Origin of the sequence: Moorena producens PAL-8-15-08-1 (genome assembly GCF_001767235.1) — a bacterium.
Lineage (GTDB): Bacteria > Cyanobacteriota > Cyanobacteriia > Cyanobacteriales > Coleofasciculaceae > Moorena > Moorena producens_A.
In genome coordinates this window covers 5,511,851-5,536,996 of sequence record NZ_CP017599.1, presented here as the reverse complement: position 1 = coordinate 5,536,996, position 25,146 = coordinate 5,511,851, and the positions used below count along the sequence as shown (strand labels likewise).

Annotated in this window: 21 protein-coding genes and 1 tRNA gene; 13 read left to right on the top strand and 9 right to left on the bottom strand. The window is 44.2% G+C overall.

All coding sequences use genetic code 11. The annotated features are described in order from the left end of the window. Positions 1-264 precede the first annotated feature (264 nt). The gene (gene proX, locus BJP34_RS20205) at positions 265-2,247 is read right to left on the bottom strand and encodes a glycine betaine/L-proline ABC transporter substrate-binding protein ProX (RefSeq protein ID WP_083305640.1); all 1,983 of its coding nucleotides are present in this window, start codon (positions 2,245-2,247) and stop codon (positions 265-267) included. 610 nt (positions 2,248-2,857) lie between these two features. Between proX and BJP34_RS20200 the strand changes: the two genes are divergently transcribed. Continuing rightward, the gene (locus BJP34_RS20200; protein WP_070393894.1) at positions 2,858-3,049 is read left to right on the top strand and encodes a hypothetical protein; all 192 of its coding nucleotides are present in this window, start codon (positions 2,858-2,860) and stop codon (positions 3,047-3,049) included. 162 nt (positions 3,050-3,211) lie between these two features. Here the strand turns inward: BJP34_RS20200 and BJP34_RS20195 are convergent, their stop codons facing one another. Beyond that, the gene (locus tag BJP34_RS20195) at positions 3,212-6,082 is read right to left on the bottom strand and encodes a CHAT domain-containing tetratricopeptide repeat protein (RefSeq protein ID WP_070393893.1); all 2,871 of its coding nucleotides are present in this window, start codon (positions 6,080-6,082) and stop codon (positions 3,212-3,214) included. A gap of 146 nt (positions 6,083-6,228) precedes the next feature. On the opposite strand from BJP34_RS20195, the gene BJP34_RS20190 reads away from it, so the two are divergent. Beyond that, positions 6,229-7,035 (top strand): phosphorylase, encoded by an 807-nt coding sequence (locus tag BJP34_RS20190; RefSeq protein WP_229423946.1) that lies wholly within the window; start codon positions 6,229-6,231, stop codon positions 7,033-7,035. 266 nt (positions 7,036-7,301) lie between these two features. Further along, a complete protein-coding gene (locus BJP34_RS20185) occupies positions 7,302-8,417 on the top strand; it encodes a SpoIID/LytB domain-containing protein (RefSeq protein ID WP_070396779.1) in 1,116 nt (371 codons plus the stop codon). A gap of 1 nt (position 8,418) precedes the next feature. Here BJP34_RS20185 and BJP34_RS49170 read toward each other — a convergent pair whose 3' ends face one another. Then, positions 8,419-8,550: a hypothetical protein gene (locus BJP34_RS49170; protein WP_267876324.1), complete on the bottom strand. Its 132-nt coding sequence runs from the start codon at positions 8,548-8,550 to the stop codon at positions 8,419-8,421. Positions 8,551-8,591: 41 nt separating this feature from the next. Here BJP34_RS49170 and BJP34_RS20180 point away from each other — a divergent pair, with 41 nt between their 5' ends. Further along, complete coding sequence (locus BJP34_RS20180; protein ID WP_070393892.1) at positions 8,592-9,626, top strand: endonuclease/exonuclease/phosphatase family protein; 1,035 nt, start codon at positions 8,592-8,594, stop codon at positions 9,624-9,626. 125 nt (positions 9,627-9,751) lie between these two features. Here the strand turns inward: BJP34_RS20180 and BJP34_RS20175 are convergent, their stop codons facing one another. Together BJP34_RS20175 and BJP34_RS20170 are read right to left on the bottom strand one after the other, a co-directional pair. After that, entirely contained in the window at positions 9,752-11,110 is a 1,359-nt protein-coding gene (locus tag BJP34_RS20175) for a hypothetical protein (RefSeq protein WP_070393891.1), read from the bottom strand. Between the two features lie 83 nt (positions 11,111-11,193). Next, positions 11,194-12,597 (bottom strand): RNA-guided endonuclease InsQ/TnpB family protein, encoded by a 1,404-nt coding sequence (locus tag BJP34_RS20170; protein ID WP_070393890.1) that lies wholly within the window; start codon positions 12,595-12,597, stop codon positions 11,194-11,196. Positions 12,598-13,046: 449 nt separating this feature from the next. Here BJP34_RS20170 and BJP34_RS20160 point away from each other — a divergent pair, with 449 nt between their 5' ends. The 7 genes from BJP34_RS20160 (at position 13,047) to BJP34_RS20130 (ending at position 19,969) form a co-directional block, all read left to right on the top strand. Continuing rightward, on the top strand, positions 13,047-13,541 hold the full coding sequence (locus tag BJP34_RS20160) for an NAD(P)H-quinone oxidoreductase subunit N (protein ID WP_070393888.1): 495 nt from the start codon (positions 13,047-13,049) through the stop codon (positions 13,539-13,541). A 396-nt stretch (positions 13,542-13,937) separates the two neighbouring features. Continuing rightward, on the top strand, positions 13,938-14,543 hold the full coding sequence (locus BJP34_RS20155) for a vWA domain-containing protein (protein WP_070393887.1): 606 nt from the start codon (positions 13,938-13,940) through the stop codon (positions 14,541-14,543). A 118-nt stretch (positions 14,544-14,661) separates the two neighbouring features. Then, positions 14,662-15,114, top strand: a complete 453-nt coding sequence (locus tag BJP34_RS20150) for a salt stress protein, Slr1339 family (RefSeq protein ID WP_070393886.1) — start codon at positions 14,662-14,664, stop codon at positions 15,112-15,114. A gap of 336 nt (positions 15,115-15,450) precedes the next feature. Next, positions 15,451-16,071 carry a vWA domain-containing protein gene (locus tag BJP34_RS20145; protein WP_083305269.1) on the top strand — a complete coding sequence of 207 codons (621 nt, stop codon included), beginning with the start codon at positions 15,451-15,453 and terminating at the stop codon, positions 16,069-16,071. Positions 16,072-16,396: 325 nt separating this feature from the next. Further along, positions 16,397-17,602, top strand: coding sequence for a circadian clock protein LdpA (gene ldpA / locus BJP34_RS20140; protein WP_070393885.1), 1,206 nt, complete (start codon positions 16,397-16,399; stop codon positions 17,600-17,602). A 415-nt stretch (positions 17,603-18,017) separates the two neighbouring features. Further along, the gene (locus BJP34_RS20135; RefSeq protein ID WP_070396777.1) at positions 18,018-19,712 is read left to right on the top strand and encodes a R3H domain-containing nucleic acid-binding protein; all 1,695 of its coding nucleotides are present in this window, start codon (positions 18,018-18,020) and stop codon (positions 19,710-19,712) included. 185 nt (positions 19,713-19,897) lie between these two features. Continuing rightward, positions 19,898-19,969, top strand: a tRNA-Gln gene (locus BJP34_RS20130). 89 nt (positions 19,970-20,058) lie between these two features. Here the strand turns inward: BJP34_RS20130 and BJP34_RS20125 are convergent. Beyond that, complete coding sequence (locus BJP34_RS20125; RefSeq protein WP_070393884.1) at positions 20,059-21,285, bottom strand: RNA-guided endonuclease InsQ/TnpB family protein; 1,227 nt, start codon at positions 21,283-21,285, stop codon at positions 20,059-20,061. Positions 21,286-21,353: 68 nt separating this feature from the next. On the opposite strand from BJP34_RS20125, the gene BJP34_RS20120 reads away from it, so the two are divergent. Further along, the gene (locus BJP34_RS20120) at positions 21,354-21,524 is read left to right on the top strand and encodes a CopG family transcriptional regulator (RefSeq protein ID WP_070393883.1); all 171 of its coding nucleotides are present in this window, start codon (positions 21,354-21,356) and stop codon (positions 21,522-21,524) included. A 171-nt stretch (positions 21,525-21,695) separates the two neighbouring features. Here the strand turns inward: BJP34_RS20120 and BJP34_RS20115 are convergent, their stop codons facing one another. Further along, the gene (locus BJP34_RS20115) at positions 21,696-22,580 is read right to left on the bottom strand and encodes a hypothetical protein (protein ID WP_070393882.1); all 885 of its coding nucleotides are present in this window, start codon (positions 22,578-22,580) and stop codon (positions 21,696-21,698) included. A gap of 205 nt (positions 22,581-22,785) precedes the next feature. Further along, positions 22,786-23,388 carry a DUF1517 domain-containing protein gene (locus BJP34_RS20110; RefSeq protein WP_070393881.1) on the bottom strand — a complete coding sequence of 201 codons (603 nt, stop codon included), beginning with the start codon at positions 23,386-23,388 and terminating at the stop codon, positions 22,786-22,788. 171 nt (positions 23,389-23,559) lie between these two features. On the opposite strand from BJP34_RS20110, the gene BJP34_RS49165 reads away from it, so the two are divergent. Further along, complete coding sequence (locus tag BJP34_RS49165) at positions 23,560-23,691, top strand: hypothetical protein (RefSeq protein ID WP_267876323.1); 132 nt, start codon at positions 23,560-23,562, stop codon at positions 23,689-23,691. Between the two features lie 333 nt (positions 23,692-24,024). On the opposite strand, the gene BJP34_RS20105 is transcribed toward BJP34_RS49165, so the two are convergent. Next, positions 24,025-24,723: a hypothetical protein gene (locus BJP34_RS20105; protein WP_070393880.1), complete on the bottom strand. Its 699-nt coding sequence runs from the start codon at positions 24,721-24,723 to the stop codon at positions 24,025-24,027. Positions 24,724-25,146: the final 423 nt, after the last annotated feature.

The following is a 25,146-nucleotide window of genomic DNA, read 5'->3' as shown; positions in this document are numbered from 1 at the left end:
ATACAACAAGTAAGCTTCGAATAATGCTGAGTTAAGTCTGCTGACGGCATCTCAAGTAGCGTGAGCTAAAAGCTGACGGCTGAAGGCTAACGGCTTAATGCTTACAAATCTCAATCAGACTCAGAACGGAATAGTTAAAAAAAAGACCCACCATTATTTGGTTGGGTTGATGGAAAGCACCTTAAGCAGCTTGAGCCTTGGCCACCCTACGGGAAAGGTTGACGGCTGACCGCTGACAGCTGACAGCTGACGGCTGATGGCTTATTAAACATTTCTAGCGTCTTCCACCCAGCTATCAAACAGGTCTTGATGGTTTTCAATCCATTTTTCGGCATGGCGACGGATATCTTTTGAGCTATCTTCACCGTTGTTTAGTAATTGGTTTTGGGCATTGATATCCTCAACGGGAATATGAATCAATTCAAACAAGCGCTTGGCGGCTGGGTTAGCAGATACAAATTTCTTATTAGCTACGATTCGGATCCGATCGATGGCAAATCCCAGATTTTTACCATTTACCGAGGTATCTTTTGCGGTCAAGTCTTTCTGTGATTCTGGTAGATCAGTGAAGGGAACTTCTAGCCAGACCACATCTTGATCTGGTTTTAACACTGCTGCCATCCACATGGGAGTCCAGGTGTAGTAGAGGATTGGTTGTCCTTGGTTGTAGCGAGTAATGGCATCTACAATTAAGGCGGAGTAGGTTCCTTGGTCTTGCTCAACGGTGTCTTCGAGTCCGTAAGCTTTAATGTGATGCTCAATCATAATTTCACAAAACCAACCGGAATTACAGCCAATCAAATTTGCTTTACCATCCCCATCTGAGTCAAAGAGTTTAGCGATTTTTGGGTCTTTGAGTTGCTCTAGGCTAGTGATGTTGTATTTATCAGCAGTTTTTTTATCAATCTGATAACCTTGCCAGAGATCAGAGGTGATTACTCCGATTCGTTCTAACTTTTGTTCACCACCACTTTGTTCAAAAAAGGGTCTATGACCGATATCCCAATGAACAGCAGTGTAATCTAGGTCGCCGTTGCCTAAAGCTAAGTGCGCGGTGACGTATTCAATTTGTTTTGGCTCTTTGATAGTGTAACCAAGTTTTTCCAGACCAATGTTTACAATGTCGGTTTGGAATTGTTCTTCTTGCAAGCTACTATAGACCGATTGTACGCTCACCCCTTTACCAGGCATGGCTAGATTAGAGTCTGTGGTTACTTGGGCTTGGGAGGGTTGTTGCCAAGTGATAAAACCCAGGAGTGCTAGTAAAATGGTTGCTCCAACAGTAGCCCAAGCCAGTTGTTGACCTGTGGAAGAGCGCACCAAACCAATTGGTCCTCGTTCCAACCAAGGGATTTGGTTGTTGCCTTGACTGACTATCTGAGTGATCCGATCCAGCATTACTGCGATTAGAACGATGCTCAATCCTCCGACAGCAGCTAATCCTACATTCACCCGACCTAGTCCTTGCAATACCATCTGTCCAAGTCCTCCTACACCAATCATGGAGGTGACCACTGACATGGATAAGGCTAAGAGGATGGCTTGGTTGACTCCAGCCAGAATGGTTGGCATGGCTAGGGGGATTTGGACTTCGAATAACATTTGTGTCGGGGTTGAGCCAAATGCGATCGCAGCTTCGATCACCTCTGTAGACACTTGCCGAATCCCTAGGTTAGTCAAGCGAATCAGCGGCGGTATAGCAAAGACACAGGTAGCCATTACTCCAGGCACTGCACCAATGCCAAACAACATCACGACTGGCACAAGATAGACGAATGACGGTAGGGTTTGCATGGCATCGAGCAGGGGTCGCAGCACTTTCTCAATGCGATCGCTACTAGCACAGGCAATACCGATACTGATGCCTATCACCATGCAAAACACTACAGCCGTTACTACTAGGGAAAGAGATACCATGGCTTGGTCCCAGGCTCCGCAAAAGCCAATCAAGCTCAGAGCAGCAATGCTATAAATAGCAATTCTTCCACCAGCCAGTTGCCATGCTATCAAGGCAATCAGAATCAGTAAAATTAATGGAGGAATCGATAGCAACAGCCATTCTATACTCTCCAGGGTGACGCTAATCGGTAGACTAATCCCTTGAAAGAAAGGACGAAAGTTGTCAACCAGGAAATTCACTGCAGCAGTAATCCACTGCTGGAGGGGTAAGGTATAAAGCTCAAAGGGGTTCAGGATAATATCTAGACCTCCTTGGCTCTTGGCGATCAGGAAAACAGATAGAGTCAAGGATTTCAACACAATAATACCAGTATTTTTCTTAATAGTATCATGCCGGGGATAATTTATAGTTTCAGGGATAGGTAATCGCTAATATCAACTCCGGTAGCATCAGATTTATCAGCAAATTGATTGACTAGTCAGCGTTTTCTTTTCCTTTTTTAGTTATCTTGTAAGCCGTCAGCTGTCAGCTGTCAGCGGTCAGCTATCAGCTGAATTATTACACTACAGAGCACCATAAAAAAATATCATAAATGTTATAAATGTCACAATTTTATACTCTTTTACCATAACCAATTCCGTTGAAATCTAGAGGTTATCGCCAAAGGGTGCATCTCAATGCATGCTGTTTGACCTGGTGTTGCGTTACGGCACTACCCATTTCGAGCGCTTCCCGACTCCCGATTCCCGATTCCCGATTCCCGACTCCCGACTCCCTGCTGCCTAAAAACTTTGTAACAAAAATTCTAAAAATATGTTATAATATAAGTTTATTTTTGTGTTATAATAAAATCACGTTATGAACACTAGCAATGTTCCATAACAAAAGCCAGCCTCAAGATTTCCCAAGGTTACCAGGCTGGCTTTGAACCCCCTATGAAAGGAGACATGATTTATTATGACTTATGCCAATCGCCTACACCCGTGGGCAATCGTTCGGCTGTTGCCCAAGATGCAACGAATTGTTGTTGGTCGTTACCGCAACCGTTCCAATGCCGAGGGGCATATGCAAGCTCTAAAACGGCTGATGCCGGATGCTAATTTCGTGATTGTTTTTGATTTAGGTGATCTTATGAATAAAGAATCGTAGGGATAATCGGGAGTCGCGTAGGGTGTGTTAGGGGCGGGCTTGCCCTGAGGTTGAACCTAGTAGCCAGTGTTGGCATAGCCCGCACCGTAACGCACCAGCCAAGGGTTCCCTATCAGGATTCATTAACCTGACAGCTGACAGCTGACCGCTGAATGCTGACCCCTACTCCCCACCCATAGAGCGCCAATTACCAGAAGCAATAAAACTCGCCCAATAAATGGGATGCTGATACTCTGGACTTCCTAGCATTTGCAACTGAATCCTTCGCAAAGCCTCAGAACGCCCTTGGTTATCCTGCAATCCCTGATAATAAGACACCATTAGATACTTCGTAACCTGATCATTTACTGCCCACAAACTAATGATTTGGCTTTCTGACCCAGCAATCACTAAAGCTCGACGCAATCCATATATTCCTTCTCCAGCAGTGATATTGCCTAAGCCAGTATCACAAGCTGATAACACCACCAGCTTTGTACCTGATAAATTTAATCCCGTTGCTTCTAAGGCTGTGAAGATGCCATCTTCTAGATCATTTTCTCGCTGGTTGTTCTTAATTCCTGCTAATGCTAACCATGAGCTAAGTAAGGCATTATCCCCTGAAGTAAACTCTTCTGAATCAGGTCTGTTTTGGAAGAAACCATGGGTAGCGATATGTAGTATTCTGGGACGATTAACCTGTTTCAATGCTGCTTCATTAGCCTGAGCACCCAACAACGGCTCCACATCCAGCATCTTTGCGATCGCATTCACTTCCTCAAGAGCACCCGGTAAAGGGGATAAGCCCCACTCGGAAGGATTAAAGTCACGTAAGCTGCGGGTTGCTACTATCTGGTTTTCTTCCCCAAGGGCAGTAGTTTGAGCCGAATTATCAAAGTCTGGTGCTCCCAAAATTACTGGTTGGGTGAGCTTGGGATTAGGATTAGATAATCTCAGTAAATCTCTACCGGAGGTGAGATAGGTAAACCCATAGCTTTCTACTAAATACCGGTTGTCTTCATCTACTAAAGCTTCAAAGGGGATGAGGTTGAGGAAGCCGTCTGGAGACAGTAAAATCCTGCGGCTATCTCCCAACAAAGGACGGACTTTCGCCATCAGTTTCTCATCGACATTGCGGGCTGCTCGTTTTACCTTAGGGGTCGGATGATATACGGTTTGAAGGGATATTTGAAGTGTCTCCCACAGAGGTTTCAAAGCATCTACTTCCCCTAAATCAATGCCTTGGGGTGCGCCTTTAGAACGGAGTACATAGGCGGCATAACGGGGATTACCAAAGCTATCCTTTTTGGGATTGAAGGGTTTGTACTCTACAAATTCTACCAGTGCTGTATCTTCAGGAATGAGTTGTTGAATAGTTTCGATGGTGACTGGTTGATTGATTTGGGCAAATTCACGACTGCGCCTACTAATTTTTGCGACTAGTTCTTGTTCCTGATTAGTTAATTCATTGAGTTGAGCACGATATTCTTCAAGGGGAAGATTCTCTGGTCGGTTGTAGGTAAGGTTAGCAAGTTGGGTGCGAGTATTGTTGAGTCGGTCTAGTAATTTTTGGCTTTGGAAATCTAAGCGTTTACGCAACAGTTGCTGACTATGGGTCAAGAAATCGAGTAAGCGACCTTTGCGACGTAGGATAGTTGTTAACGCTAGACCAGCTGCTCTTTCATCATCAGGAGCTGAGTAATGGTGTAGAGAAATAGCTCTATCTCTTGTGCCAGAGATAGTTTTCATGTACTCTCGTTTTTGCTTTTCAGCACCAGCGACGAGATTACGTTCTAGATTGAGTTCTTGGATGTCTAATCCCGCTTCGAGAAACTCTAGGGCTTGCTGAATGTTTCCTTGACTTTGATGTAAACCAGCCAGATTATTCAGGCTGGTTGCCACAGATGGGTGTTCGTCCCCCAGCAACCGTCTTCTCATCTCCAAGGATTGGGTATACAAGGGTTCCGCCTGTTGGTACCTTCCCATTAATTGGTAGAGTAACCCCAGATTATTGAGGCTGGTTGCCACAGATGGGTGTTCGTCCCCCAGCAACCGTCTTCTCATCTCCAAGGATTGGGTATACAAGGGTTCCGCCTGTTGGTGCCTTCCCATTAATTTGTAGAGTAAAGCCAGATTATTGAGGGTAATTGCCACAGTTGGGTGTTCTTTACCCAATAACCGTCTCCACATCTCCAAGGCTTGGGTATACAAGGGTTCCGCCTGTTGGTACCTTCCCATTAATTGGTAGAGTACTGCCAGATTAAGCAGGCTGCTTGCCACAGATGGGTGTTCCTCCCCCAGCAACCGTCTATACATCTCCAAGGCTTGGGTTAACAAGGGTTCCGCCTGTTGGTACCTTCCCATTGAATAGTAGAGTCCCGCCAGATTATGGAGGCTTTCTGCGAGATCAAGGTGTTCATCCCCAAGCAACCGTCTTCTCATCTCCAAGGATTGGGTTAACAAGGGTTCCGCCTGCTCGTACCTTCCCATGGATTGGTAAAGTAAAGCGAGATAATTCAGGCTTTCTGCCAGATCAGGGTGTTCTTTACCCAGCAACCGTCTCCTCATCTCCAACCCTTGGTTTAACAAGGGTTCTGCCTCTGAATACCTTCCCATGGATTGGTAAAGTAAAGCTATATTATTCAGGGTTTCTGCCAGATCAGCATGTTCATCCCCCAGCAACCGTCTCCTCATCTCTAAGGCTTGGGTATACAAGGGTTCCGCCTGTTGGTACTTTCCCATTTCACGATAGAGTTCCCCCAGATTATTCAGGCTTTCTGCCACATCTGCGTGTTCTTCCCCAAGCACTTGCTGTCGAATTATCAAAGCTTCCTGGGCGAGGGGAATCGCTTCCGAATATTTCCCTTGCTCATTAAGATCAATAACTTGCTGATTCAGTTGCTTAGCTTTGGCGAGTTGTTCTTGTGCTGATTCCTGTTGTTGGGCAATAGTAGTTTGTCCCACTGTGGGCTGGGGCGTAACTAGTCCTACTGAGATAAAACTAACTAGAGCTGTTACCCAAATTGTTGGCCGTTTTGATTTATTTAAACTCATATCTAGCAATTATCATAGCTATGAGGTACACAATTTCGTGATTTTAGGGAACACGGAAAAGGGAACAGGGAACAGTGAAAACAGAAGAGGGAATAGGAAATAGCTATGGGTTGCATCAAGGTGAAATAAGACTATACCTAATAGGTATGAGGTATAGAGGTTTTGTTTACTTATTAGTTATTCTCTGTTCCCCGTTTCCCATTCCCTGTTCCCTTTCAAAAACTATGAACCTTTCCCAACTAACTATTCCGGTCACGATTATTCTTGTTCCTCAAGGAGCAGAATATCAAGCAGTTTGTCGAGGAATCAAGCAGATTACTGGTCGTCCTAAACCTCTGATTCTATCTATTCCGATAGGAGAAGAGCCTGTAATTAAGTATCTAGAAACATGGTTACAAACACCAACAAATTTTCCTGAGCACTCCCCACCTAAAGTACTGTTGATGGGATTGTGTGGCAGCTTATCTCGTAACTATTCCGTTGGTGATATTGTTGTGTATAACGATTGTGTTGCACTCGACCGAAACCAAGATAGACCTCAACCACTGGTGCAACAGTGCTGCAGCCAACTGACTAGCTTAGTTCACGAGAAACTGGGCAACAAGGCTAATTTAGTGAGGGGATTGAGTAGCGATCGCATAATTTGGTCTAGCGTAGAAAAGCGTCAACTCGGTCAGAGCTACCAAGCTGATGTAGTAGATATGGAAGGATTTGCTACCCTATCGGTACTTAATCCCAAAGGATTTGCTGTAGCAATGGTAAGAGTAATTAGTGATGATAGCTACTACAATATCCCAGACCTTACCCCAGCGATTAGTGCTGATGGATCACTGAAACCCTGGCCCTTAGCCATGGGTATGCTAAAGCAACCAATAGCAGCTACCAGACTAATTCGAGGTTCCCTACGAGGCTTGAAAGTATTACAGCAACTAACTATTAGACTTTTGTCTTAATAAAGTAAAATCAACGATTAGTTTGACCCGGTGGTGCGTTACGGGCCGGGCTATCTCAAGTGATGTCAATAGTGGGAAAATCAAGGGGAGCCCGTCCCTAACACACCCTACGCCTAACCCTCAACCATCAACAACAGAAATCTAATTGGAACAACTGGGAGTAAGATCGAATCGCTGTTAATCAGGACAAAAAGATTCCTCTTCGTATAAGTAATCAGTAACTAGTAAATATGGCATCAAAAGGCTTTCCCATCTTTAGTGTAACTATGCTCAAGTCAATCATTGTTCTAGGAGGGCGTCATTGGTGGCTCTCTTTTTTATTGTGGATACTTCTAATCGGACCAGTTCAGGCAGCGGTAGAACTGCGGATAGCGGTTGAGCAAGGAGTCAAACAGGTAACCTTGGGGAGTTCCACCACAGCCATTGTCAGAGATGGGACAGGTCAAGCCGTGGGAAACTTAAACGCCATGGCAGGTATGACTGCGGAAACTAACGGTAGTGGAATTAAGTTAGGTCAGTGGCAAGGGAAATCCCTCTGGATTGAACCGAAAGACAATGGTTATGTTTGGATTGGCGATCGCTGGTACCGGGGACGCACTCGACTGGTTAGTTCTGACAATAAGTTAACAGCAGTCAACCATGTTGATTTAGAACAATATCTATATAGCGTGATTGGCGCAGAAATGAGCCCCAGTTGGCCGATAGAAGCCTTGAAAGCCCAAGCAGTAGCAGCTCGTTCCTATGTGCTTCATCAACGTAGCAAATCCAAGAGCGATATCTATGATATAGGGGATACCCAGCGTTGGCAAGTTTACAAAGGTCTAAATAGCGAAACAGCCAGCACCCATCAAGCGGTTAATGCCACAGCGGGACAGATAATGACGTATGGTAATAAAGTGATTCTCGCTGTTTTCCATGCTGCCTCTGGAGGACATACAGAAAATGTAGAAGATATTTGGTGGAGTGAACCCATTCCTTATCTACAGGGTGTACCTGATTACGATCAGGGCACACCAGTCTACCAGTGGACAAAAAGCTTTTCTGCTAGTCAACTGAGCCAGAAGATTCCTGGTGTTGGTAATATCATCGCCATGACCCCAGTGGAGAGGACACCCCGAGGCAGGGTGATCACTCTTAAAGTAGAAGGCAGTAGGAATACAAAGACGATTAAGGGCAAGGAATTACGCAAAATCCTAGGTCTGAAAAGTCGGCTGTTTACCGTGTCCAAAACCGAAAATGGTTTCCAATTCAACGGTCGTGGTTATGGTCACGGATTGGGGTTAAGTCAGTGGGGAGCCTACAACTTATCCCGTCGGGGATTGAATTACCTACAAATTTTGAGTCACTATTACTCTAGTGCTAAACTATCCCAGATTGATTGATCTAGCAATTATCGATAGGGTGAGCTACTTTTGTTATTGGTTTTAGAAGGGAGTAGGGAGTAGGGAGTAGGGAGTAGGGAGTAGATAACTTCAGATCACGAAACTTCTGAGTTCCCTGTTCCCTACAATCCACAACTTTAGTAACTCACCCTATTTAAAATTGCTATCTACTTTATGACTAACTCAACTTCTAATCCATTGGTTAAGATATTAAACAACTGGATTTTATCGTTATTCATTATCTTAACTATTGTTGTCACATTACTCTCTGTAACTAGCTATTTTTTTAGAGATAACGTATACTTAGAATTCACAACTAATTTTAAACATCAATATCTAGTATTAGGGGTATTACCATTAATTTATTTTGCCCTAACTCGCCGCAAAGTTTGGGTGATAGTCACGTTATTTTGCTTAATGATTAACTTGACAGAAATCCTTCCTTGGTATATCCCTAAAATCAGCTTTGGGGCTTCCGGTGAACCCATGCGTCTGTTTCTGTTCAATGTCTCGTTTTCCAATAAGCGATATGATGATGCTATGGCCTTGGTCAAAGAAGAAAAGCCCACCATTGCCGCTTTTTTAGAAGCCAAAGACCCTTGGCCTGAACAATTAGAAGAGTTAAGAGAGGTTTTACCCTATACTATCAGTATTCCAGAACTTCAGATGGAAGTATACAGTCGTTTACCATTACAAGAATCAGAAATTCTGGAATACGGTAAATCTCGTGGTTTGGTCAAATTAGATTTAAGGATTGCTGGCGCAGAGGCTTCAGTAATTGTTACTCACGCCTATCCACAATTTTATTTTGGGAAGCAAGGGGATTTGGGAGAGCAAGGTTGGCAGTGGCGCAATCAAGATTTAGAAGAAGAGATTGGAGATTATATAAAACAAATTGAAAAACCAGTGGTGCTAATTGGTGATTTAAACGTTACGATGTGGTCACCCTACTATAAAAGTTTAATCCAAAGTTCGGGATTGCGTGACGCTCGTGCTGGGTTTGGGATTTTACCAACCCTATCACAATTTTCACCAGCCAACCCTTGGTTAGCTATTCCTGTAGACCACTGTTTAGTCAGTCGAGATGTTAAGGTGATCAAGATGAGAACTGGCCCTGATCTTGGTTCATATCATCTTCCGGTCATTACTGATATAGCGCTACGCTTAGCGTCAGAAGTCAGAAGTCAGAAGTCAGAAGTCAGATTTTGAATCAAACAGGTAACCATTTGTTGAATCTGAGTCAAGTGAAAGCGTCGAAGGCTGTTCCACAAAGCTGATAGCTGACCGCTGACCGCTGACCGCTGACCGCTGACAGCTAAATGCTTACTAATTAGTTAATCAAGATTCTGAGTAGACCCCAATTCTAAGCGCTGTTCCCACTCGGCATCAATTTGATCTTTCCGTTCTATATCCTGATCCAATAAATCCTTCTCACTGCTATAAACCAAATTGTCTTCCCGAATCACATTTTGATCGGCAAACTGTTGCGCATAGGCAATCTTGTTCTGTAAAGCAACATCCGGCTGATTAAGTGCGATCGCATTTTCCTGCCGTGCTTGATTCTGTGCTTCAATCTGGTTCTTTTTCCGCTGAACCCAGAAATATCGAAGCAACGGTATAGTCAAGAATCCTACGCCATAAGCCAATAGCAGAGGGTAAATTAGCTCCACAAATACTACAAACCCTCCTAGCTGTGCAGCAATCTCACCCCCCTGCAACAGGGAACCGAGGACTAATGCTAAAACAAAGTTTACACTCCCTAACCCAATCGCCAGCATAATCTGGTTACTGCTGGCCTGAGAAAACTGCCACAACTTGGCACGAAGATAAGCTGGCACCGGTTGTTGATTCTGTTTGGCAGCAGTTGTCTGCAATTTAGGGAAGTGATAGACAATATCCCCTGATGGGCTAACTTCCGGGCGTCCGTCGAATCGGATTAGCACGGGTAAGATATAGTCTTCCGACTCTCGCTGATAGCTTTCTCCTAGGTCATCAAGATAGGGAGCAATCTGTTCAGCTGCCACCGCCCCCCCGGAATTGCGAATCACAGTACCAATGGTTTGCCAGCGACGTTCTTCTAAATCACTATTGGGATTGCCATCACCAAACAGAAAGGAGAAGACAGCCTCTAAAAAATTCATCTCACTGTCTTCTCGGTTAGAACGGGAATTTCGCCGTCTCGAGGGATAATTACTGTGGGAGTAAGATGGGTTAAACCACCAAAACAGATCCGGTCCAATCCAGAAACGGGGCAAAAACACTATTCCACCGCCGCCACCACCAGAACGACTACTTCCTCCGCCTCCTCCGTCAGAATCATTGTCACTGCCAGCTTTGAGGCTCAGAACAATAAATGCGATCGCAACAATCATCAATACAATGGAAAGCAGAAGGAAAATCCCGAAGGAAATCCGAATCAGGTAAAATAGAACACCCCAAATATGCACCCACCATGCTTGCAACCGTAGCTTTAAGAACTTGTTGCGGAGAATAGCGCGAAAGTTTTTGGGAAACAGATAAGCAATATCCCCTGACTCTGCCACTTGTAAATGTCCACCTACTTCCGAAGCCAGGACAAGTAAACCTTGCTCGGCTTGATGGATGTTTAAACCCACTTGGGCAGCAACATCCCCAACAGTGACGCGGTAGTCTAGCTGCTCAACAGCTTTCATGATGGTGGGATTGGGAGCCATAATTATGTTTTCTAATACTTAGTTGTTGCGCTCAAAGATATTGACATCTCCCCGCATTAAAATACGGGGATTCTACAAGGTTGTTACGAGGCGGGTTGAAACCGCACCTCGTCACTTCTTGTCCGGTATAATTTACTCAAGCAAGTGAACAAATCATACCGGTTTGGGAGTGTCAAAGCTCCCCTACCTACCCTGGTCAGGTCAAGGCCCAACTGTGCAGCTACTTTTCTGGCGATATTTGCAGCACCGTTACAATCGGCATTTATCAGCCATCCTTCGGAAGACTTGTATAAACCGCGTTTCACCCGACATCCTGACGGCTTCCATCCGTTGGGTTTTTCACCATATTTTGGCAATGGATCCTCGTCAAGGTAAGACGCTTTACTGGTGTACGCTTCCTCGGTAATTGTTAATTTAATGCCATACTCTAAACAGAGTTGCTTTAATCTCTCAATCAGTCTTTTGGTGGGGATTACGACAAAATTATGATTACCCCGCTTTCCCATAGTCGAACGATTTTTCTGTCCCTCATTCCAACCAATTATCAGGTTTCCAATGTGATCATTTAAACACCGGTTAATAATGAACCTAGCCGCCTTGTTGATTCCATCCCTCATCTGGTTGTTTCGCTTTCGCTGAACCCGTTCGCGTAGCGTCGCCTTCGGCGAATCCAGGTTGGCATCCCAGTAAAAATCGGGCTTACCTTCTTTGTACTTAGCAACTAACCGGCAGTGGCCCTGGTTCATTGACTTGAGCTTGCGACCGTCAATTATCAGGCTTTTCCCGTGGGTCGAAACACCAGTCAACCAGTTATCTCCACCGTGATCGAAACTCCAGGCTTGGGAGTAATCCAGGTTGGGATTGTGGGAGACTGGCTCAAACCCGTCATCAATCACCCAGTCAATCCATAGCTCTCCCAGGTACGGGCGAATTGTCACCTCTTTGACCCAATCTGGATCTATGAAACCTGGTGGTTCTAGCGCAATCTCAGTAATTAAGTGAGGTTTGGTTTCTCTACTGATCGACGGAGCAAAATAACCGTTTTTATAGCTTAATGCTTGACGAGGAAATGTAACAGCAGCTAACCCTCCCTTCTTGCGATATCTAAGAAGTTTTGGTCTATCGACTTTTTCTTTGTAATATAGACCCACCAATTGATTGTAACTAGCAATGGACTCACCGACTGTCAAGAGCGTCTGTTGAGCAGATTGAGCAGCCATTGCTTTGTAATGTGGATTTAACTTTAAGGCTTGATCTAGTTCCGGGTACTTTGTACTGCATTTGTAGGTTTTCCAGCCATATCTAAGATCGTCACCTTTCCAGTAGGTGGTGAATGATTCTTTTTGTTGTTCAAGCCAATTGTAGTGTTTCTGTTTGGTGTAGTAAATAGCACAATTTATTAAGCTATTGGCCTGTTCACACTGAAAAATCCAAAAAGCTTTTTCTTCGTCTGTAAATGTCGCTTTTATCGGGATTGTTTTGTACAATTAGCATCACCTCCTTGCCTCTATTATGACACGACGGATTAAAACCCGTTCTCCGTAGGAGACGCGGGGCGCGTTCGTGTCGCGTTTCATACCCTCCTTAAAAGGTAGGGGTTCTCACACTCCCGTTCTAAGCACCTACACATAATTAATTACCTAATACCAATCTCTGTAACCCTTACATTGTAAGGCTTTGAGTTTGGAAAAATGTGTAATTAATTTTGTGCACCTGCTTATTCTGATAGTTTTTTTAAATTTAGCAATTCTGATCACGTTTTTTTTATACCGCCATGGTTATTGATTCTTGAAAAGCGGTCAGATTTGTGATGCTGTTGCCCCAACCCGCGATATCTTGCTGTGTTTCCACCACCTTCGAGGGAATTTGCCAACAGTCCTTTATAATAGGAGGCTGACAGGAGTTCACAAAACTTAAGGCACAAGCAGAGGTAGCAATGGCACTGATCACCACCGGCAAGTCATTCATCCGGGCACTAGAAAAGTCTGGTGCATTGGCAGTTTATGCACCATTAGAAGGTGGGTTTGAAGGTCGTTATCAGCGGCGTTTGCGGGCTGCTGGCTATATCACCGTTTCCATTACTGCCAAAGGACTAGGAGATCCAGCTGCTTATCTAACTGGAATTCACGGTGTTCGCCCTCCTCATCTGGGCAAGAAAAATATGGGTAAATCATCTGCAGTCGGTGATGTTTACTACCTGCCGCCCTTGGTAAACTACCAACTGTCAGCCCTATCTCCCAACTCTAAAGGGTTGGTGCTGTGGATTCTTGAAGGAAATATACTATCTAGTCAAGAAGTTGACTATCTAACGACATTGCCCCAGCAAGAACCACGAGTCAAAGTAATCCTAGAGATGGGAGGGGAGCGTTATTTCCGTTGGCAACCCCTCAAGGAGACTTTGCCGGGACTGGTTTCTGTAGCCAATTTCTAGCCTCAGTATCAATGATGTCAGCTATCAGCGGTCAGCGGTCAGTGGTCAGCGGTCAGCGGTCAGCGGTCAGCGGTCAGTGGTCAGCTTATTTGATTCAAAAGCACCGATTGAGCTACGGGTACCCTGCGAGAAAAGTACCGTGGCACAGGCTTCTAGCCTGTGATCTTCTAGCCCATCAGCTGATAGCTGATAGCTGAATACTGATAGCTGATAGCTAAATACTGATAGCTAAATACTGATAGCTGAATACTGATAGCTGAATACTGATAGCTAAATACTGATAGCTAAATACTGATAGCTAAATACTGATATTTCTCGATACCCAACCCCGTGACTAGTCAAAAATGATAAGTTTGATACCCTAGAGGTGTAGGATGATAGTGGGTAAGACTAGCAATGCTCGAACAACGTGACTACACCTTAATCATCGATAAAAGTGGCAGCATGTCGATTAGGGATCAACTGGCTGGCAAAAGCCGTTGGCAAATCATGCAGGAGTCTACCCTTGCCTTAGCGAATAAATGTGAAGAATTAGATCCAGATGGCATCACGGTTTATGTATTTGCTGGTCGCTTTAAACGCTACGACAATGTAACCGCAGATAAAGTCCTACAGATATTCCAGGAAAATGAACCATCGGGACGCACGGATTTAGCTGGTGTTTTACTTGATGCCACCAACGACTATTTTAAACGTAAGGCTAGTGGCCAAACCAAAGAAAATGGAGAAACCATCTTAGTCGTCACTGATGGCGAGCCTGATGAACGGAAAGCTGTGATGAAGGTTATCATAGAAGCATCACGGCGTATTGATGTCGATGAAGAACTAGCAATTTCCTTCATCCAAATCGGGGAGGATCTCCAGGCAACTAAATTCTTAAAAATATTAGATGATGAGCTGCAAAATGCTGGGGCTAAGTTCGATATCGTAGATACCGTAACTATTGATCAGATGGAGGATATGACTCTCACTGAAGTTTTGATAAATGCTATTATTGACTAAAGATTCAAGCAATGGATAGGAGAGGTTAGTCGGATTTATTCCGTCAGGGTTCGAGGCATTGTAAGTTAACTGTTTAAAAAATATCCATCAACAGTTAACGTAATAGGAGACGTAAGTGATGGAATCAATGGATGACTTGTTAGCTCAACTGAAAGCTGAGTATCAACAAAAAGATGCTGGTGTTCAACCGCAAGAAAAACCTCTGTTTCAGGAACAACTAGTTGATTTGCCACTAACTGATCCACCAACTAGTGAATCACCAGCGAAAATACCTGATTGGGTATCTACTGCTCAGGATCGGGAGCTGGCTGAGATGAGAACAGAGTTTACGAAAAAAGACCAAGAAGACGCTCTCAAACAACAGCAGGAACTCGAAGCTGAACAAAAACGAGTTCAGCAGGAAAAACAAAGAGAACGAGAAGCCCTTAATCAGCAAGCGACCGATTGGCTAAAAACCTTAAGTCCAAACTCAGCAGAAGGCTTATGGTTTGAAGAATTTTCTGATTCCTATCCCTCCAAACTGGAGGCAGCAATTGACTATTTGCAAGCCTTAAAAGAAACTCAGTCTTGACTAGTAGACTGGTCAAATATCAAATGATAGTGATCAGGGAACACAGCTCCTAAGTAAACTGTCAATAGTTGACGATTAATCTCAAAGATTATTATCTTAATTTATAATAGAAATATAGAGACAATAGTCAATAAAATAAATCAACCTTAACGTACCATGATGAGCAAGTCTAGGGTGCTGCAGTTGAAGGATGCTTGTAATAATAGTTAGATATTTTTGGCATAAATGAACTCCTGCCAAGAAACTTAGGGCAAAAACACCCAGATGAGCTGTGGGAATATTAGTTAAGCTAGATTAAGAAATCGTGGCAGTTTAAGGTAAGGAGGAAATTTTTTCGTGGGAGGTTCACTCGTGGAAGACCGTGACTATACGTTAATCATCGACAAAAGTGGCAGTATGTCTAGCCCAGACTACCAAGATAGGAGCAAAAGTCGATGGCAGATTGCCCAAGAGTCTACCTTAGCAGTGGCCAGAAAATGTGAACAGCTCGATCCAGATGGGATTACGGTTTACCTGTTTTCTAGTCGCTTTAGACGGTACGATAATGTTACCTCAGATAAAGTAGAACAAATTTTCCAAGAAAATGATCCCATGGGTCGCACCGATCTAGCTGGTGTGCTAAAGGATGCCACCGATGACTACTTTAAGCGCAAAGCGGCTGGGCAAACCAAACCCAATGGGGAAACCTTCTTGGTGATAACCGATGGTGAGCCAGATGACCGCAAAGCTGTAATGCGAGTGATCATTGAAGCATCTCGGCTAATAGACAAGGATGAAGAACTAGGCATTTCACTGATCCAAGTGGGTAATGATGCCATGGCAACTCGGTTTCTGAAAGTACTTGATGATGACCTTCAAGGGGCTGGTGCTCAATTTGACATCGTGGACACAGTCACTCTGGAAGACATGGAGAATATGACCTTAGCCGAGGTCTTGCTTAACGCGATTATTGATTAAGCCAATAAGCGCCAAAATTACCATGGCTGCAAAACCATCCCACGACTAATTATCACGTGGGATGGGTTGAAATAAAAACAATTTTGAAATAAAAATAATTTTGAATTAATTGACACCATTATTTTAGTGAGATCAGCTGTAGGAATTCAACCCCTACATTTGGTGTAAGAATAAAACCAGCTACCCTAAATCTGCATTTTTGGAAAACAATTGAGGGATTTCCCCCCCTGGAAAGGTTTGTAAGCGCCTCAAAAAAAACCTTTTTCATTACTCGAATTGTAAAATTAGTCTCCCCATTTTCGCGTTAAAGATTTAGCATATAGGAGTGAATGAACTTTACTATCCCTTACATTCCTTAAGGGAGGGTGATTGGTTCAAGCTCATTTGCGGAGCCAGTTTTCAACACCTCCCTGCTGTTAGAAGCCTAACCTTGGCTTACACCCTCGCCGGTGCCGATTGTATTGATGTGGCAGCTGACCCGGCGGTCATTTCGGCGGCGAAAGATGCCTTACAAGTCGCCAACACCATGGGAAATGAAGCCAAACAGCGAGGGTTTGGATTCTGTGGCAGACCATGGCTGATGGTGAGCTTGAATGATGGGGAAGACCCCCATTTCCGAAAAGCCGAATTTGACTCAGATTTGTGTCCAGGGGACTGCCCCCGTCCCTGTGAAAAGATTTGCCCAGCACAAGCAATTACTTTCCAGAATGGCAGTGACGCTTACTCTGGTGTGCTCGACCAACGCTGCTATGGCTGTGGTCGTTGTCTGCCAGTTTGCCCCCATCAGCTGATCACTACTCGCTCATACGTATCAGCTCCTTTTGCGATCGCACCCCTGATTCTAAGCAATGGCGTTGATGCTATAGAAATTCACACCAAAGTCGGGAATTTACCAGACTTTAAAAGACTATGGAATGCGATCGCACCCTGGTGCGCTCAACTCAAACTCCTAGCCATTAGCTGCCCAGATGGTAAAGATTTGATTGACTACCTAAAAGAAATCTACCAACTCATCCAGCCTTTACCCTGTCCTCTAATCTGGCAAACTGATGGACGTCCTATGAGTGGGGATATAGGCATGGGTACAACTCATGCTGCTATCAAACTCGCTCAAAAAGTCATCGCTGCTGGATTACCAGGATACGTACAGTTAGCTGGTGGTACCAATAACCACACCGTCAGCAAACTAAGAGCAGCTAGGCTTTTGAAGCTAGCCCAAGTTGATAGGTTGCCGGTTGAACGTTCTTACAACAACCTTGACCAAAAGGCCACTCTAGGCGAACAACCAAATAATCTACCCTACGTTGCCGGTGTGGCTTACGGTAGCTACGCCCGAGTTCTACTCTCACCGATTCTAGAAAAGTTAGAACAAAACTATGACCAAAACGTTGATCACCACCAGGGATTCGTGCCTAATCCCTCTTATAGAAACCTTGAAGATGTACCAGATCTGCTCTGGCAGGCTGTGGCAACTGCCCATGCCCTGGTGGCTCAACTCAAATCAGTCAAAAAAATTCCTCAGAGTATTTAATGTTCTTGACTTTAATCGAGGAATACTGTTGGATTAAATTAGCATAAAAACCTTCAATTATTAGGGAGTAAAATTAGACATGACCTAAGTCCAAAACCTGACTAACAACCGAAAGTTAAATAGGGCAAAAGTTAACAGCAGAAATCTCTTTATTTGGTCAAAACAAATGGTGAATTTTCCACTAAACAAGCTTTCAGAGCAACAAGTGTCATTCAATCAAGAATCACCAGTGGTTTATGAAAATAAATTGGTTGAGGCGATGACCGTTAGTGGTCACTCCTCAGAGGTAAGTGACAATCTTCAACTAGATTGTGCCACTATACCTACCAAGGAACACCAAGAAACAGTGGACAAAACTCAGGGGATTTCAAACTGTGAAAAAATTACAGATGACCTACCAAAATTACTAGACATAATGCCCGCCGAAATTCGGTCATCATTGGAGCAACATCCTGAAAAGGACAGTTTGATCGAAGTGATTATGGATCTCGGTCGCTTCCCAGAAGTGCGTTTTCGTGATCGGGCAGACTACCTTTGTGATACACCAGTTACTATCGAACAAATCAATCACTGTGTTGAGCGAGTGGGATCCTTTAGCGGTGATAACCGAGCAGGAATTGAGGGCACCTTGCACCGCATTAGTGCAATTCGGAACCGTCCAGGGGAAATTATTGGCTTAACCTGTCGTGTGGGTCGAGCGGTCTTTGGTACCATCGGCATGATTCGTGACTTGGTGGAAACGGGTTCGTCAATTTTGATGCTGGGGCGTCCTGGTGTAGGCAAAACAACTGCTTTACGGGAAATTGCCCGAGTTCTGGCAGACGAATTAGACAAACGGGTAGTGATTATCGACACCTCTAATGAAATTGCTGGAGATGGGGATATTCCCCACCCAGCTATTGGTCGAGCCCGACGGATGCAGGTAGCTAGCCCAGAACATCAGCATCAGGTGATGATTGAGGCGGTGGAAAACCATATGCCAGAGGTGATCGTTATCGATGAAATTGGCACAGAACTAGAAGCTCAGGCAGCTCGTACCATTGCGGAACGGGGGGTGATGCTGGTGGGGACTGCTCACGGCAATCGGATTGAAAACTTAATTAAAAATCCCACTCTTTCGGATTTAGTAGGCGGTATCCAGGCTGTAACCCTAGGCGATGACGAAGCCAGACGGCGAGGCTCTCAGAAAACCGTTTTGGAGCGCAAAGCCCCCCCAACCTTTGAAATCGCTGTAGAAATGCTAGAGCGTAAGCGTTGGGTCGTACACGAAAGTGTTGCGGACACGGTTGATAATTTGCTCAGGGGACGTCAACCAAATCCTCCAGTCAGGACAGAAGATGAAAATGGTAAGGTCACCATTACCAGAGAATTACCTAGCGCTCCAGTTGCCATTCCGCCAAATGGTCGGACCAGGGGTCACCTTACCCTAACGACTCCTAGCCAACCAAAAGGTTGGCGTTCATCTGGACAGATGAAGCCCCTATCCCTTCAAGAACCAGAGCCAGCTCGAGAAAATAGCATGTTTGAAAAGCTGCTGGCTGAGTCTTGGTCACAGCAAGAGCGCTTGGGTCAAGGGATGGAGATGTTAGGACCTAATGGTGAGGATTTGCCACTACAGGTCTATCCTTACGGCATTAGTCGTCATCAAATCGAGCAAGTGATCCAAATCCTAAATTTGCCTGTGGCCTTGACAAAAAACATGGATACTGCTGATGTGGTTTTAGGATTGCGATCGCATGTTAAAAGCCACTCCAAGCTCAAGTCCATTGCTAAATCTCGTCAGATCCCGATTCACGCCATCAAAGCTAGCTCCATCCCCCAGATTACTCGGGCATTACGGCGTCTGTTGCACATGGATGACCCCACAATTCCCGATGCTGCTGATTTGGAGTTATTTGCCCAAAGCGTTAGCGAGGATGAAATCGAGGCTCTAGAAGAAGCCCGTTTAGCAGTTGAGCAAATTGTGATTCCCAAAGGCCAACCCGTAGAATTGTTGCCGCGATCGCCCAAGGTGCGGAAAATGCAACACGAGTTAGTTGAACACTATCGCCTCAAGTCTTCTAGCTTTGGCGATGAACCCAACCGACGTTTACGGATTTATCCGGCCTGAATCTAGGTTGAAAAGGAAGAGGGGGGACAAAAACATGCGGAGGTCAGACAATCAAGATCTCTTTCTCTTCCTTCCGGTGACCATCACCCCCGATCCCCCTTTCACCCAAACAAAGAAAAAATAATCAAAAAAAATACTTGACATATTCCCACTCAGATCTGTTATCATCTTAGAAGTGCAATCGATGGGGTGTAGCCAAGCGGTAAGGCAGCGGGTTTTGGTCCCGCCATTCCTAGGTTCGAATCCTAGCACCCCAGTTATATAAATCAGTTGTACTAGTCAGGTTATGGTAGTCAATGACATAATAATCTGGATGTCAAACAAAATAAGAAGCTTGTGACAGCTCCTACGCTGACCCGTTGGGTTCAGCGTAGGCTTCCCAGCCAATCCGGGCATCCCTTAGGAGGCGCTGGGCTTTAAGAACGGACTGCCCTGCCGCTCTATTTCGTATATTGATCGCAGCATTGTGGTCGCGATCCAAACTGCATCCGCAATAGGGACAATCATGCCACCGAACATGCAGCTTTTTAGGGACTTTTTTGCCGCAATTGGAGCAATTCTGTGAAGTATTTTGAGCACTTACTGGAATCGCCAACAGGCCAGCATTTTCGGCTTTGCTTGTTAAGATTGTCAGAAAGCTAGACCACCCAGCGTCCAACACAGATTTAGCCAATCGAGATTTAGCGAGTCCCTTTACATTTAACTTTTCGTGAGCAACTACGTCATATTTTGATAGTAAATAATTAGCGGTCTTGAAATGGAAGTCTTTTCGCTTATCCGCTACTTTTTTGTGTTGTTTACCAAGTTGCTTGATAGCTTTAAGCCTGTTACTACCTCTCTTATTCCGTCGAGATATTCTCTTTTGAATAACCCTCAGTCTTTTCTGAGTCTTTCGGTAATATTGGGGAATCTTGATCGTCTCCCCTTCAGAGGTAGTCAAGAACTCCTTAAGGCCAACATCAATACCAACTATTGAGTCTAGATTGATATCAGGTTTAATCTCGGGGACGGTCTTATCTTCGAGAGATAAAACCAGGTAGTACCTATCACACTTTTTAGTAATCGAAGCTGTCTTGATTTTAAAGCCATCAGGAATAGGACGATGCAGTACAACCTTGACCTTGCCTATTTTTGGCAGGTTAATCAGATTGCCCTCCAGACACCCTTCCTTCATTTGAGGGTAAGTAAAGGTACGGTAGCGGTGCTGTTTTTTAAATCTGGGTCTGCCACTCCGCTTCCCATTGCTATCCCCTTTGATGAACCTATCAAAAACTAATTTGACTCTTTTAACTACATCCTGAAGTACCTGGGAATAAATGTCCTTATACCAGGGATGAGTTTTTTTAAGATTTGGTAAGGTCTTTTTCTGGGAGTAATAATCTGGATTGTCTCTTAATTCGGGAAGATGACAGACAAGAGGGCAAGCATTAATTGAGCAACGATTTTCTTCGTACCATCTGAATCGATCCGCTAACAAGTAATTGTATTGAGCACATAGCATTGATAGCCAGTGATCTATCTTAGCTTGCTGATTTTTCCTCGGTTTTAGCCGGTACTGGTACGCGATTATCATTTGACTTGCCCTCTTGCTTATCGACCTAGTAATATTATACTATATGTACGGTCATATGGCAAGGCATAATGAAAGACAAAAAATTAACAATTAGGATTACCGATTTTGAAAAAAGACAACTGGAACAAGAGGCCAATCGCAGAGGAATGACCTCATCTGAGTTGATTAGGAGTTTGATAGCTCGTTTCCCTGATCCAAGGAATCCTGTCCGCGATTCATCCCTGGAGACGAAACCTTAGGATAGTGGAGCCTTAATCAAAAAGTTTTAACCCTTTTACCCATAACCGACTAACCATAAAGGCTCCACTATCCTTACGGTAACTTTAAACACTCATGGCGTAGCATTGAGATGTGGGGCTTCTCGCGGATGAAGCTAAAGGATTTAGAAGCTGTTTTTTTCCGCTTCTAAACTAGCGGCGGCGTCTGAAGGAACGACTACCACCACGACTACTACCAAAGCCAGAACGCGATCGATTCGTGCTGCCAAAACCACTGCTTCTTGGTTTGGCTTTCTTAGCACTAGATGGACTAGAGGTGCGTAACTGACTTGAGCCGAAACCACTTCCTGTGGAGCGATTAGCGTTGGGTGAGGCTTTACGAGTAGTGGCTTGATTAGCTGCAGGAGATTTTCTTAAGCTACCAGTCGTGCGGAAAGAGCGAGTATTTTTAACCACGGGTGGCGGTGATTTGTACCGTGTTTCATATCGGTTCACTGCTTGACTATAGCTGTTACCATATCCACCATAACCAGTCAGAACTCCTCCTGGTTGATAAACTGGTGGAACATAGTATTGAGGTCGAAATAGCATACTACCTATAGCTTGACCAGCCAAAGCACCAGCAAAGGGAGCCCAGAAACTAGATTGCTGACGCACGATTACTGTTTCTTGTTGACCAGTTTGAGGATTAGGTCTAGTCTCAGTGACATTGTGGACATATTCAATCCGGAAGTCTTGAGTTAGGTACATCACCGGCTGATTGTCATCAATACTCAGATAGGTATTTTCCCCAGCAGCAACCTGCTCATCAGTCAGACGTGCCATCTGCAAATCCCTGCTCCGAAACACTGGTGGACTACCCGCAGGAGTATTGAGTACCATCAGGGTATATACCCCATTAACATCATCGTAGGTTGCCTGTTGTACGGGATATTTCCCATCACTCAACCGAGTCGGAGTAAAGGATGTATTCCCACCCCGATTCGGCGGCAATTGGCTTGAGTTAGGAGAACCACACCCTACTGTAGTCCAACATAGGGTTAGAGATAGAACAAAAATCGCAATTGTACGTAACATATACTTAAAAAAGTTTTCTTAAATCACTATTGTTCTCTTCAATCACTATTGTCTAATCGCGCTTTGCTATGGGCTAGTTAATTTTTAATAAGACAATTTGGGGAAGATTTTTCGTTCGTCTTGCCCATCACCCCATCACCCCATCACCCCATCACCTGATAGTGAAAACTATAACACTATATTTTGTTAACCTATTTTATTCTGATTACAGGGGAACCAGTTCCGGGAAATTAAGTAAAATTTGCTCATCAGTCAGTTCATCACCCAACTGTGCTGGAGAGAAGTGAACCTGAATAGCTTGCAAACTTTCCTGATAGTGGAGATTAATCAATGCCTTTAGACCTGCTTCTAGGTACTCAACACTAGCTAGGTTAGTTTCTAGTTCAGGAACTTCCCCTTCGTAGGCTACTGTGATCATAACAATTACGTTTTGGGTCACAGGTATGGATAAAGGTTCGTTGTCAGGTAAGGGTGTACTGAAATCTGGTTCAGACAGATAGCGGCCAGCTGAGTCAGTAAACAGTTCATTAACGTAGTCCCCAGCTTCTCCTTCCTTCCAGAAGACATCCCCTTCATTCGCTGCGGATTGCCAGTAGATCTGTAGCTGTAGCAGGTTTTGACAAATTGCTACCAGTTCTTCCCCTAAAACCTTCAAATCCCCGTCTGAGTCAACGGCCTCCCGTGCCGCACGATTGAGTACCCCCAACAAGGGTGTTACTTCTGAACCAGCTAAGTGTACAAACAAACGAAAAACTACAAATCTAGTTTTGCCACCAAATTTATTTAAGCGATCGCGCCAAGAGCTCATCCTTCTGTCGGCGTTCCTTACGCCGTTAATTAATCTCAATTACCCTATCTATCCTACTCTAGCGCATTGCTCACTACCCATACTGGATCACCGAACACCCGCATTGGTCAGGCAGAGCAAGGGGAGTTATATCAAGTCTGCTATTAAGGGGAGGGTGGGAGGTGTGGGGAGATGGGGAGATGGGGAGATGGGGAGAAACGGGAGAAACGGGAGATTTTTATTAAGCGATGCAGCGCGGTCATGGGGGAAACCCCCATGACCGCGCTGCATCAAGACAGGATAATTATCCTGACAAGATATTAGGTAGGGAAAAGCAAGTCAACTGTGTCCGTTTGATCAGAAAAAAAAACAGGAGCAATCGCTTCTGCACCAGTCAACCGCAGCTGACTGAGCAATCACTCCTGAACACACCCCGTTTTTGAAATCTGTAGCATTTTATACCATGTAGCTAAGACAACTACAAGAGGTTTGAGCCATCTGTTCGAACTGGCTTGACTAGAAGGGGCTGTCACCATCTTTGTGGCGGTTGAGGGTTGACTCTCAACCCTCAACCCTTAACCCTTAACCGTCAGTAATAAATCAGTTGCTGAGTGCCGTAAAAGTTAACTAGGTTAACGTAGTCAAGTAGGGATCAGCTCATCCTACTTTTCTTCTGAACTCAATTAAGTTTGACCTGTGTTTTGTTACTGACAGTGGTTTTGTTTCTGACAGTGCTGTAATATTAATATCGTGATCTTTGGTAAAATCTGCTTTACACAAAGTCATAATACGCTGTTGCCACCATTGCTTTTCTGTAATCTGTTGCTCAAAAAAGTCGGGCATAAACTCATAGGAACTAATCAGGCGACGACCGAGGTATAACACTAGTTGCTCTGCCTTATAATCTTCTGCGTGATAAGTTGACCAATCGTCGATTAGGTTTAAATCCCATACCCCAATCCACTCTTGGTTTTTGAAGGGGTCAATTAGGCTAATACCGATGCGATGAGAGACGTTCCTAATCGGTAAATTAACAATTTCTCTTCTGGTGTTACCTGGTTTTCTTTGGCGATTGCTTCTCTGGAAATACCTATCTAAATCCGCTAGGTTATCTAGAGTAATTAGCAAGTATTGTCTTTGGAGCAGCTCACAGTTAAATCGCCATGTGCTGACAGCTCCCGGTGTGTTTCTTTCCAGAAGCAATAACTTACAACCTTTTCCTGGCAGCTGTCGGATCACTAGAGGGGTATAGTACTGTTCTACTTTTCTTCCTATAATCCCTTGGATCCATTGTTTAGTGATGTTCAGCCATTGCTTTCTAGAGTCAAGTTTACTATAATAATCTAAGACAGTCATACAGTTAATTTTAGAAGTAGTAGTAGATTTAACACCCTTTTTAAAGGTGTTGGCAACCCTGAATGAATGCTATTGACTAATTTTAAACTAGCCAGCAGCGTCTTCTAGTTGAGATAGATAGTTGAGATAGATAGTTGAGATAGATAGTTGAGATAGATAGCTGAGATATACAGCTGAGATAGATAATAGATAGCTGAGATAGATAGCTGAGATATACAGCTGAGATAGATAATAGATAGCTGAGATAGATAGCTGAGATAGTCTTCCTTATGAAATTGGAACTCAACCGGTGACTAACTAGATAACTAACCAAACCATAAGTCTTGAATAATCAGTACGTCAATTATGGAATTGAACGTTTTTTTTGTAATGGGTGATGGGTAATGACTTGGGAGTAATTACAATTAGCAACTAGCAATTACC